Genomic DNA, 10193 nt, shown 5'->3' on the forward strand with positions numbered 1-10193 from the left:
GTTCTAAGATCAACAGTATCCTTTAACACAGCCATTTATTAAAAAGCCTGTCCCCTCAATTATGAAGAAACAGGCTTGTCAGGTCTAATTTTTCTTTCTTATTTTTTTCGCTGTGAAAAGCCGCCCATTTTTAGATTTCCTTATTTCTTATTATCTTTAGAGATTTTACCGCATGCAATCCTTGCACCAGAATCTCCTTCAGGCTGGGTCATTCCATCATCTTTTTCTTCATGAATCACAATAGAAGTTCCATCTTTCGGAAAAAGAGACTTCTTCCCCTCTTTTAACGTTACATTAGCTGCCATTAATTCTGCCTTTACAGACCCGTCATCCTCTACAATTAAATTAGGAAGGTCACCGGCATGCGAGCCCTTCGGGTGTAAAAGGCCATGCTCTTTATCATCGGGGTTTAAATGTTCGCCAGCTGATTTAAAATTTGGAGCTTTGCATTGACCCTTATCATAAATGTGAAGGGCATGCTCACCTGGAGGAAGTCCATTTAACTTCAAATATAATTTTACTCCACTTGAAACTTCTTGCAATGTAATGGTTCCAACAGAATCTCCCTTATCATTTACCATTTTAACATCAAGTTTTGTAATATCCTTTTCCAGACAACCCGTGAGCAGGATAAGTGGAATCATCATCCAAACTCTCTTCATACGTATCCCCCCAAAATAGACATTTTGTCATAGTATCATCTTGGGGAGGAAACTTTATGTAAAAAAAAGAAACAGCTTAATGTTCACTGTTTCCTTGACTATGCTGTCGAGACATTATTTTTTCTTCTAGTTCTTTCGCTTTCATCGCTTCACGTTTAGAGATTTTGATAATGTACCTCATGGTTAAAAAGGCACCGATTAAAAAGATAGTAAACGTAATGGCTGCTGGGCCATATTCAGATTTATCTTCAGGAAAGTATAGAAATAATGATATTACAAATGGCTGAAACATTTTTCTCTCCCTTTCTATAAAGGAATGTCACTAATGATTAATTATAGCAACAAAAATTGCATCCTGCCATTAATTGAATCTCATAAATTATTTCAATACCTTAATACCTTTAATAATCACATCTTTTTCTGGTTTATCCTTCGGATCTACAGGAGTTTCGGCAATTTTATCAACTATGTCCATTCCCTCAATCACATGTCCAAAAACAGTATGGCGATTGTCCAGCCAAGGTGTTCCTCCTAATTCTTCATAGGCCTTAATTACCTCATTTGAAATTTCAGCCTTTTCCATTTCTGTTTTAATTGATGGATCCACTGATTTTTTCTGAACAATAAAGAATTGACTTCCGTTCGTATTTGCTCCTGAATTAGCCATCGATAAAGCTCCACGTAAATTAAAAAGATTGTTTGAGAATTCATCCTCAAATGGCCGTCCGTAAATACTTTCCCCACCGGTTCCATCTCCATTCGGGTCACCCCCCTGAATCATGAAGTCATTAATAACCCGGTGAAATATCAAACCATCATAATACCCTTCTTCACTATGCTCCAAAAAATTTTCTACTGCTTTTGGAGCATATTCAGGGAATAATTTAATTTTAATGTTTCCCATAGTCGTTTCTATTTCAACGAGTTTTTCATTTTCAGAAACCTCATTTGAAAGTTGAGGATAAACTGCGTTTGCCACTTGATCGCTCCCTTCCTTTTCCTCTGTTTTCGGAGCAGTACTCTTCGGTGCCGCTTCCTCTTTCTCCTTGCTTGTCCCACATCCAGTCAAGACAAGAACTCCAATGATTAACAGTAATAAAAATTGCAAATTCTTTCTCATTTATCATCCCTCCATTTAATTAATTTAACCGATAATTTTGTTTTTTGCACTACGTTTTTTATATAATAAAGTAAGGTAGTAGAGTGAGGAGGAAAAATTGATGTCAGAATTGCAGATTGGCGAAATCGTTACCGGAATTTATAAAACAGGAAAATATATTGGGGAAATAACCGAAGTTCGTAACCAGCATTATTTAGTAAGAGTTTTGGCGGTTGTCAAACATCCAATGCAAGGTGATTTACATAATCCAAAAGAAGCGGATGTACTTATTTTCCACGAGAGGAAAGCTCTCTCCTATCGTGAGCAGGCCAATATCCCAAAACAAATGGTAAAACCTTTTAAGGAAGAAGTGCCAGACTATCTCGGATCATTAAAACAAGCAGTTGATAAAATGAAAACGGACCTTACAGAAAATGCAACCCCTTGGGCAGAAATGAGTTTAAAAAGTATTTCATCTTTAGAAAAAGATTATTTTAAATAAATAATTTAAGGCCAAATCAGTTTGAATGATTTGGCCTTTTATGCGAATTCATTTAATAGCTTCGAAAAATCAATGCGGTCACCAATCGTAGTTGGTTTGGGCTTTTCTAAATAGCGTTTATCCTTTTCAACAAGCCTGAATATATTGTAAGTAGTCAGCGCATCATCTAGTGCCCTGTGATGTCTTCCTGTTCCTTCTTTACCATATTCCTGTACGGCCTTCCATAATCCTGTTTGATTTTGATCGCCAAAAAACCGCTTATATTCCATTGATAAATCCAACTCTATGGCTTTAAAGGGAAATGCCACACCTGCTTCTAAACAATTATGCCGAAGAACCTTCATATCCATATTTCCCCAAGTGACGATGGTAGTTTCATACTGATTATTGAATTCTCCTAACTTTCGGATGAGTTCATAAAATGAAATTCCCTGATCAACCTGCTGCTGTGAAATATGTAAAAATGATTTACAGCGTTCCGTTAGGATTGGGAATTTAAGTGGTGTTACGTAGGAGGAGAACTGCTCTGTAATTTGATCATCAACAACTGCCACGAGTCCAACCTCAATAATCTCCGCGAAGAAATTCTTCATACGAACATTTCGTTCCGGCATTGTAAATTCAAAATCAATAAAGATAGTTTGTCTCTTTTCCTTCATTCTTTCACCACCTTTTTGACACTTTTCTTACTACCATTATATAAAGAAACATGTACAAAGTATTGTACTAATTCTCTATATTTCTTACATTATATCACGAAATTGACATAAATTTTTTAAATATTTTTTCAATTGTATTAAAAAAAAGATGGAATAATTCCCATCTTATTAAAAGGTTATTTTTTCAATTTAATAACTGCCATTGTACATCTAGAGATACATATGAGGCGGTCCTTCTCATCTGTAATTTTAATATCCCAAACCATTGTGGATTTCCCTTTATGCAGGATAGTTCCTACTGCTGTAACAATTCCTTCAGTAATAGGTCGAACATGGTTAGCATTAATTTCTAATCCAGCAGCACCTTCAGTTTCTTTATCTACCAATTCATATGCACCGACACTTGCAACTGTCTCTGCTAATGCCACCGAAGCACCGCCGTGTAACAATCCAAATGGCTGGCGGGTCCTTTCATCGACGGGCATGGTTGCGATTACTTTTCCAGCTTCTAAATGTGTTATTTCAATACCTAACGTTTCAATTAATGTGTTTTTAATCATATCTCTACTCCTTTCGAATTCATTTGATGAAAATGCTATTCCTTATATTCTCTTTGTTAGTGGAATTTCCCTTTAACCAAAAAGAAAAAACAGCCTCGAAAGCTGTTTTTTACAATTAAACTAATAATAAAAAGGTGCTCCATATCCAGGGTAACCATATACTGGAGGGCCATAAGCAGGATAACCATAAAACGGGCGAGGATACCCATAAAATGGCCGGGGATAGAATAAAGCACTTCCTAACAGTCCGCCAACTAAACCACCCAAAAATGGCAGCCCAAAGCCAATAAATCTTTGGTTATGTTTAGGATACGAGCTTCGATAATAATACATGCAGCCAAACCTCCTATTCGCTATACTTGCCTACACTACTTCATATGCGAGTAAGGAGGAGATGGGTTGGGCAAATTACTATTTTTCAATGGGTTCAAAGCGTTCCACAAATAATGCTAAGGTTCGGGTCATAACACCTGTTGCCCCTGCAGGACCGAGATCGTGCTCTCTAGAAGTGGTTGAAGTACCTGCAATATCTAAATGTACCCAAGGAGTACCTTCTGTAAATTCACCAATAAAGGCTCCTGCTACTATCGCGTGTCCCTCGCTGCCAGGAGAGTTGTTTAAATCTGCCACTTTGCTGTTTCTTACCCGTTCTTTGTCTTTCTCGAACAATGGTAACTGCCACATTGGCTCACCTGCTTCCATTGATGCTTCTAAGACTTGTTCATATAATGTTTCATGATTCGTCATAGCACCTGTTGTGTGAAGTCCTAGCGCAGTGATAACCCCGCCTGTTAAGGTTGCAACATCAATTAAATATTCTGCACCATGGTGTTTGGCATAGGTTACAGCGTCTGCTAAAACAAGTCTGCCTTCTGCATCTGTATTTAACACTTCAATGGTCTTCCCGCTCATAGAGGTGATTACATCGTCTGGTTTAAATGCGTTACCAGAAATCATATTATCCGTTGAAGGAATAACCGCGACAACGTTTTGTTCCGGTTTTAATTCTCCAATGATTTCCATTGCACCAAGAACAGCCGCGGCTCCGCCCATGTCGGTCTTCATCCCAACAATGCCAGCTTTTGTTTTGATTGAATAGCCGCCAGTGTCAAAGGTAATTCCTTTTCCAACTAAACCAATAACGTCCTGCCATTGTTCTTTCCCTTGATACATTAAAACAATCATCTTAGGTGGTTCTGTAGAACCTTGGTTAACAGCTAGAAAAGCACCCATTCCCAGCTTTTCAATCTCTTCCTTATCAAGAATTTCAACTTCAAAGTCATACTTGGCAGCAAGCTCTTGTGCATATTTCGCCATGTCCTTTGCTGTTAATAAGTTACCTGGGATATTTACTAGTGTACGTGCAGAGTTCGTACCATTACCAAAAGCAAGCCCCACTGTGAGAGAAGCCTTAATATCCTCTACATCACTACTTTCACTGTAAACCGTGATTTCTTCTAGCTTTTTTTCAGGTTCATTCGATTTTTGCTTATAGCCGCGAAATTGATAGCTGGCCAATGCGTATGCTTCACTTACAGCATGTGCAGCTTCTAGTCCATCTACTGAATCAGTGATAAAGGAATCCAAAAAGACACCACATTCCTGAAGCTTACTTCCTCTTAGAGCTTTGTACGCCTTCCCTAAAGCCTCACTCAGTTTCTCGAAATTAAATTCCTTTTCCTTTCCAAGCCCCACAAACCAAATTCTTTTTGCAGCGATTTTACCAAAACTATGTACTTTGCTAATATTTTTAAACTTGGCTGATATATCACCAGCTTTAACAAGTTCCGTTAATTGTCCATCGAATTTCTCATCCAGTTTCTCAAGAATCCCGCTGAATTTCTCTGGCTTGTCAAAAAGTCCAATTATTAAACCTTCATGTGCTGCTGAGAAGTCAATTTCATTTTTAACCTCAAACATGTTTCCACCTCCAAATAAATTACCTAATTATTATATCGGAAATATAAATATATTTCGACTTTCTAAATATATTCATTTCATTACAACAATAAAAATAGCAGGCTCTATGCCTGCATTATTTTCTCTCTGAACCAATATACTGCTGACGGAATACCTGCATGGATTTGTCTTCATTTAATGCTTGCAACTCACCCTCTGTAAGTTTTCCATTTCCCTGCTCTATGATATATACATCGATTTCCTTTTTACCCCACTTGTTATAAACATCCTCAACTGTTTCATAATAAAGGTCGACTTTATTTCCTTTAATAGCCCCGCCTTTATCAGCAACGACCCCTAACCCATACCCGGGAATGAACAGAATCGTTCCAATCGGAAATACCGATAAGTCTGCAGCAACAGTCGAATATAAATCTCGTTTTACTTTTACACCTGAATAGGTAATTCCATACTCAGGATGGTTTTCATTTTTACCTGTGGATTCAAAGCCTGCTGTATATCCTGTTGCAATTACTGTTTTTTTCGGATACTTTGACCAGTCAAAGGCATCCTCTAATGGCGGTGTCACAGCGTTTGTTTCGCTGGAAGCTGCGTGTGCCTCAAGTTGCACCATTTGTTTAATAAATAATTTGAAATCTATACCTGTAATAGATTGAACAGTCACTAGAATGGCAAGCAGAAAAAGAACAGTCATTGCAAAACGCTTTGTCCAATTTTTGGTTTTATTCATTAATAATTTTCACTCCTCCCAAAATATTCATTTCCCAACTTGCATGGAAATATTCAAAAAGGTGTAAAAACCATCTTTGACATAAAAAAAAAGACTTTTTCACAATGGAAAAAGTCTTAAAACATTTGATAGCCATTTTTTCTCAACATCTTAATGGTAACCCCAGCTGCAATCGCGCCTGCTAACCCGCTTAGCAAAATGAGGATATCAGCGGTTGCTAACGAACCCAGCTTTTGACCAAGTTCCTGAAAAGCCACTTTACCATTTGTAAGGTATTCAATGAATTTAACTTTATCAACAATAAAAATAGCAATAATCGGATATATGAATGCCATAATCCAAGACATTCTTAAAAGCATATTTAGTATAAAACCAATTCCAAAAAATAACACAAAGAATAACAATATTGAAATAATTAATACAACAATGCTCATCTGCATGGAATTACCCCCTCTTACACATCATTAATAAGTTTACTTAATGTCCATTAGGGAGTCAATCCTAATACGCTATTTATCTATACATGGGAAAAACTTCAAAAAAAATAGCTTCCCGAAGTTTCCGTGGAAGCAAGGTTCTTGTTAACCTATAAGCTCGAATTAATACTTTTCCTGTTTCTTTCCAGATCCCTCGCAGCAGGTGCATGTTTCGGATCCCCCAAGCAATAATTGGAAATATCCAGTACCTGAGCAATAATCACAAGTTTTAGTGTCTAAGCTAGTTGTTTTCATTCAAATCAGCTCCTTGAAATATTATTTAAATTTTCTGATAATATACCAAGAATCTGACTAAATGAAAAGGACGAAATTCGGCCGAAAATGGGTAAGAAAACGGATTCATCATAAGTTTTCTTTTATTTCCTAAACGTTACTTAAATTTTCTAAAAATTAAAAAAATAATTTATAAGAACTGTATTTAAAGTGTTCTCCTGGGTTTAGACCATCATATCCAGGCTTAGTAACACATTCACTTTGATTTATTAGGAAGTGCAGCATAATCGATGCATCCTTTTCTTTGAGAAGCTCCTCAGGTGCTATAAACTTTGCCTCATAAAGTTCATTTTCCTGGTGTTGGATTCCCCCTTCATCTAGTGGTTCAAGCTCAAAGACAAGCAAATTATCACTGATTTCTCCCGAAAGAACACCTGTTCTTAATCCAATTAACCCCTTGACAACGCAATCTATACCGGTTTCTTCCTTAACTTCCCTTACCACTGCTTCATCAGCCGTTTCACCTACTTCTACAAAACCTGCAGGAAGTGACCACTTTCCCTTTAGTCCACCGTAACGCTTTTTAACAACCAGCCAATGCCCTCGGGAGGATTTGACTATCCCTCCAACCGCTAACCAGACCTTGCCCCGCTTCTCTTTATTGCTCATAAGACCCCTCCTTGGCAAAATGATTTATATCTATCGTAACAAAAAAAGGACAGATTTCTCTGCCCCTTTTCAAAATATTAATATTAAAAAACGTTAAATTTACCTTTTTTCAATACAAGACCAGCGCCGCCAATCATGAATAAAGAACGATTGTCGACTACTTTTTTCATTAAGGACGCTTTGCTGCCCATTACCTTTTTACCAAATACAACACCAATGGCATCGTCATGACCTAGTGAACATACAGTTCCTTTATTATCAAACGTAAAGGTTTCAAGGTCTGTCTTGTTGCGGATTAAAGCAGCCAAGTTACGAGCTGCGACTTCGCCCTGCTGCATAGCAATTTGTGCTGTAGGAGGATATGGACGATTGATTTCTTCATTTATTACAAGTGAGCTGTCACCAATGATAAATACTTCATCAAATCCTGGTACACGTAGGTCAGGCTGCACTTTTACTCGGCCTCTCATTGCTTCAAATCCTGATTTTTCAATAATTGCATTTCCACGGACACCAGCAGCCCAAACGACCGTTTCTGCCTTAATTTCACGTGGTTCTTCTTCACCCTTTGCTACAATGATTCCATCAGGTGTACATTCTTTAATCGCTGTTCCAATTAGGAATTCTACCCCTTTACGCTCCAATTGTGATACAGCGTAATTAACAAGCTCAGGGTCGAAGCCTGGAAGAACAGTTGGTGCGGCCTCTACACAAATAATTTTTACTTTGTGAGAATCTACATCGTATTCGTGACAAAGTTCAGGTACTCGATTGGTTAATTCACCTAAGAATTCAATCCCAGTAAAGCCTGCACCGCCTACAACGATAACTAGACGATTGTCATTCTTTTCTTCTTCCATATTATAAGTGGCAAATTGATACTCAATATGCTCACGTAATTGGCGTGAAGAATTTACATTTGTAATCCCAAAAGCGTATTCCTTTAACCCCTTGATTCCAAAGGTTTCAGGTTCTCCGCCAAGAGCGATAACGAGGTAATCATATTCGACTTCGCCTTTTTCTAAAATTACCTTTTTCTCTTCCTTCTTGATTTCAACAACAGTATCCTGGACAAAATCAACTTTACTTCTATCAATAACATCACGAATGTCATAACGAACACGGTCATGATGAAGTGTGCCTGCAGAAGCCTCATGCAGCCATGTAGTTTCATAATGGTAATCATTCTTATTTATTAAAACGATATCTGCTTCATTCACTCCAACAAGCTTTTGCAACCTTACAGTTGTCATAAGCCCGCCATAACCCGCACCAACAATAACAATTTTTGGCTTTCTCAAAGTGATCACTTCCACCTTTATTATTTTGAGTAATATACTTGTTCTTATCTTCCTCAGCTTTTATGATTTTTATTTTGTTTAGAGGAAAAAAGTATGTGATGTAATTCACGTACAATGACACAAAAGTTTTCTTTTTTTGTCACAAAAATTTAACATCTATCCTCAATACATATTATGCTAAACTCTTCACAATTTCAAGTAGGTAAATGATTATTTTTAATAAAATTGGAATGATTTCCTCTATATTAACTGTCTGAATATTCCCCAAAAGTTGTGAGGATTTTATACTTTTGTGATATTATTAGGAATGGAGTCTGTTATTACATAAGTTGGGGGGATACATGGTGCAAGAGAATCAAAAAGTTTATGACATAACCATTATCGGGGGCGGCCCTACTGGTCTATTTACTGCTTTTTATGGCGGCATGAGACAAGCTTCAGTAAAAATTATTGAAAGCTTACCACAATTAGGCGGTCAATTATCGGCACTTTACCCAGAAAAATACATTTACGATGTTGCTGGATTTCCAAAGGTCCGTGCACAAGAATTAATTAATAATCTAAAAGAACAAATGGCAAAGTTTGACCCAGCCGTAGCACTAGAGCAATCCGTCGAGAAATTGGAAAAACAAGAGGATGGTACTTTCAAATTAACAACCAATTCGGAAGTTCACTTTTCTAAGACAGTTATTATTACAGCGGGTAATGGTGCCTTCCAGCCACGTCGTTTAGAACTTGAAAGTGCTGCACAATACGAGCGCAAAAACCTTCATTACTTTATTGATGATCTTAACAAGTTTGCAGATCAAAAAGTAGTCCTTTTTGGCGGCGGAGATTCAGCCGTGGACTGGGCATTAATGTTAGAGCCTATTGCCAAAGAAGTAACACTTGTCCACCGCAGAGATAAATTTAGAGCTCATGAGCATAGTGTTGAGAACTTGCATAACTCAAAAGTGAATGTTAAAACGCCTTTTGTGCCTGCAGAATTAATTGGTGATGACAGCGGCATTAAGCAAGTTGTCCTAACAGGGGTTAATGGTGAAGGCAGAAAAGCCATTGATGTTGATGCGGTAATTTGTAACTATGGTTTCGTATCCTCTCTAGGTCCTATCAAAGAATGGGGCTTAGAAATCGAGAAGAATTCTATCGTCGTTAATTCCAAAATGGAAACAGCTATTCCAGGAATCTATGCTGCTGGAGATATTTGCACATACGAAGGTAAAGTGAAATTAATTGCCTGTGGATTTGGTGAAGCACCAACGGCTGTTAACAATGCGAAAGCATTTATCGATCCAAAAGCAAAAATCCAGCCTCTTCACAGTTCATCTATGTTTGGAAAGTAATAGTAAAAGGCGCCATATCGGCGCCTTTTACTATTTTA

The 10193-nt window shown here is 37.5% G+C and carries 14 protein-coding genes; 2 read left to right on the forward strand and 12 right to left on the reverse strand.

All coding sequences use genetic code 11. From position 1 onward, the window contains the following. Window positions 1-140: 140 nt before the first annotated feature. The 3 genes from CHI06_RS09725 to CHI06_RS09735 all read right to left on the reverse strand — a co-directional run bounded on the left by CHI06_RS09725 (window position 141) and on the right by CHI06_RS09735 (window position 1782). On the reverse strand, window positions 141-662 hold the full coding sequence (locus tag CHI06_RS09725) for a superoxide dismutase family protein (protein WP_095248353.1): 522 nt from the start codon (window positions 660-662) through the stop codon (window positions 141-143). A gap of 76 nt (window positions 663-738) precedes the next feature. Further along, window positions 739-954: a hypothetical protein gene (locus CHI06_RS09730; RefSeq protein ID WP_095248354.1), complete on the reverse strand. Its 216-nt coding sequence runs from the start codon at window positions 952-954 to the stop codon at window positions 739-741. 87 nt (window positions 955-1041) lie between these two features. After that, window positions 1042-1782 carry a peptidylprolyl isomerase gene (locus tag CHI06_RS09735; protein ID WP_095248355.1) on the reverse strand — a complete coding sequence of 247 codons (741 nt, stop codon included), beginning with the start codon at window positions 1780-1782 and terminating at the stop codon, window positions 1042-1044. Window positions 1783-1882: 100 nt separating this feature from the next. Between CHI06_RS09735 and CHI06_RS09740 the strand changes: the two genes are divergently transcribed. Next, on the forward strand, window positions 1883-2263 hold the full coding sequence (locus tag CHI06_RS09740; protein ID WP_095248356.1) for a kinase-associated lipoprotein B: 381 nt from the start codon (window positions 1883-1885) through the stop codon (window positions 2261-2263). A 38-nt stretch (window positions 2264-2301) separates the two neighbouring features. Here CHI06_RS09740 and kapD read toward each other — a convergent pair whose 3' ends face one another. The 9 genes from kapD to CHI06_RS09780 all read right to left on the reverse strand — a co-directional run bounded on the left by kapD (window position 2302) and on the right by CHI06_RS09780 (window position 8812). Next, window positions 2302-2922 carry a 3'-5' exonuclease KapD gene (kapD, locus tag CHI06_RS09745; protein WP_095248357.1) on the reverse strand — a complete coding sequence of 207 codons (621 nt, stop codon included), beginning with the start codon at window positions 2920-2922 and terminating at the stop codon, window positions 2302-2304. A 176-nt stretch (window positions 2923-3098) separates the two neighbouring features. Then, window positions 3099-3482 carry a hotdog fold thioesterase gene (locus CHI06_RS09750; protein ID WP_095248358.1) on the reverse strand — a complete coding sequence of 128 codons (384 nt, stop codon included), beginning with the start codon at window positions 3480-3482 and terminating at the stop codon, window positions 3099-3101. A 120-nt stretch (window positions 3483-3602) separates the two neighbouring features. After that, entirely contained in the window at window positions 3603-3815 is a 213-nt protein-coding gene (locus tag CHI06_RS09755; protein WP_095248359.1) for a hypothetical protein, read from the reverse strand. 78 nt (window positions 3816-3893) lie between these two features. Next, a complete protein-coding gene (locus CHI06_RS09760; RefSeq protein ID WP_095248360.1) occupies window positions 3894-5402 on the reverse strand; it encodes a leucyl aminopeptidase in 1509 nt (502 codons plus the stop codon). 115 nt (window positions 5403-5517) lie between these two features. Beyond that, window positions 5518-6132: a 3D domain-containing protein gene (locus CHI06_RS09765; RefSeq protein WP_095248361.1), complete on the reverse strand. Its 615-nt coding sequence runs from the start codon at window positions 6130-6132 to the stop codon at window positions 5518-5520. 116 nt (window positions 6133-6248) lie between these two features. Then, window positions 6249-6572, reverse strand: coding sequence for a YuiB family protein (locus CHI06_RS09770; protein ID WP_095248362.1), 324 nt, complete (start codon window positions 6570-6572; stop codon window positions 6249-6251). A gap of 159 nt (window positions 6573-6731) precedes the next feature. Next, window positions 6732-6863, reverse strand: a complete 132-nt coding sequence (locus CHI06_RS29710; RefSeq protein ID WP_165979095.1) for a YuiA family protein — start codon at window positions 6861-6863, stop codon at window positions 6732-6734. 156 nt (window positions 6864-7019) lie between these two features. After that, window positions 7020-7511 (reverse strand): NUDIX domain-containing protein, encoded by a 492-nt coding sequence (locus tag CHI06_RS09775; RefSeq protein ID WP_095248363.1) that lies wholly within the window; start codon window positions 7509-7511, stop codon window positions 7020-7022. A gap of 83 nt (window positions 7512-7594) precedes the next feature. Continuing rightward, entirely contained in the window at window positions 7595-8812 is a 1218-nt protein-coding gene (locus CHI06_RS09780) for an NAD(P)/FAD-dependent oxidoreductase (RefSeq protein ID WP_095248364.1), read from the reverse strand. Between the two features lie 344 nt (window positions 8813-9156). Here CHI06_RS09780 and CHI06_RS09785 point away from each other — a divergent pair, with 344 nt between their 5' ends. Beyond that, complete coding sequence (locus CHI06_RS09785; RefSeq protein ID WP_095248365.1) at window positions 9157-10155, forward strand: NAD(P)/FAD-dependent oxidoreductase; 999 nt, start codon at window positions 9157-9159, stop codon at window positions 10153-10155. Window positions 10156-10193 lie beyond the last annotated feature (38 nt).

The organism is Bacillus sp. 7884-1 (assembly GCF_002272245.1).
Lineage (GTDB): Bacteria > Bacillota > Bacilli > Bacillales > Cytobacillaceae > Neobacillus.

What these genes read in the sequence shown, in the direction of transcription:
- CHI06_RS09755 (WP_095248359.1), bottom strand. Translation starts at nt 3,815, where the DNA reads ATGTATTATTATCGAAGCTCGTATCCTAAACATAACCAAAGATTTATT.
- CHI06_RS09775 (WP_095248363.1), bottom strand. Translation starts at nt 7,511, where the DNA reads ATGAGCAATAAAGAGAAGCGGGGCAAGGTCTGGTTAGCGGTTGGAGGG.
- CHI06_RS09725 (WP_095248353.1), bottom strand. Translation starts at nt 662, where the DNA reads ATGAAGAGAGTTTGGATGATGATTCCACTTATCCTGCTCACGGGTTGT.
- CHI06_RS09740 (WP_095248356.1), top strand. Translation starts at nt 1,883, where the DNA reads ATGTCAGAATTGCAGATTGGCGAAATCGTTACCGGAATTTATAAAACA.
- CHI06_RS09750 (WP_095248358.1), bottom strand. Translation starts at nt 3,482, where the DNA reads ATGATTAAAAACACATTAATTGAAACGTTAGGTATTGAAATAACACAT.
- CHI06_RS09770 (WP_095248362.1), bottom strand. Translation starts at nt 6,572, where the DNA reads ATGCAGATGAGCATTGTTGTATTAATTATTTCAATATTGTTATTCTTT.
- CHI06_RS09765 (WP_095248361.1), bottom strand. Translation starts at nt 6,132, where the DNA reads ATGAATAAAACCAAAAATTGGACAAAGCGTTTTGCAATGACTGTTCTT.
- CHI06_RS09735 (WP_095248355.1), bottom strand. Translation starts at nt 1,782, where the DNA reads ATGAGAAAGAATTTGCAATTTTTATTACTGTTAATCATTGGAGTTCTT.
- CHI06_RS09760 (WP_095248360.1), bottom strand. Translation starts at nt 5,402, where the DNA reads ATGTTTGAGGTTAAAAATGAAATTGACTTCTCAGCAGCACATGAAGGT.
- kapD (WP_095248357.1), bottom strand. Translation starts at nt 2,922, where the DNA reads ATGAAGGAAAAGAGACAAACTATCTTTATTGATTTTGAATTTACAATG.
- CHI06_RS09730 (WP_095248354.1), bottom strand. Translation starts at nt 954, where the DNA reads ATGTTTCAGCCATTTGTAATATCATTATTTCTATACTTTCCTGAAGAT.
- CHI06_RS29710 (WP_165979095.1), bottom strand. Translation starts at nt 6,863, where the DNA reads ATGAAAACAACTAGCTTAGACACTAAAACTTGTGATTATTGCTCAGGT.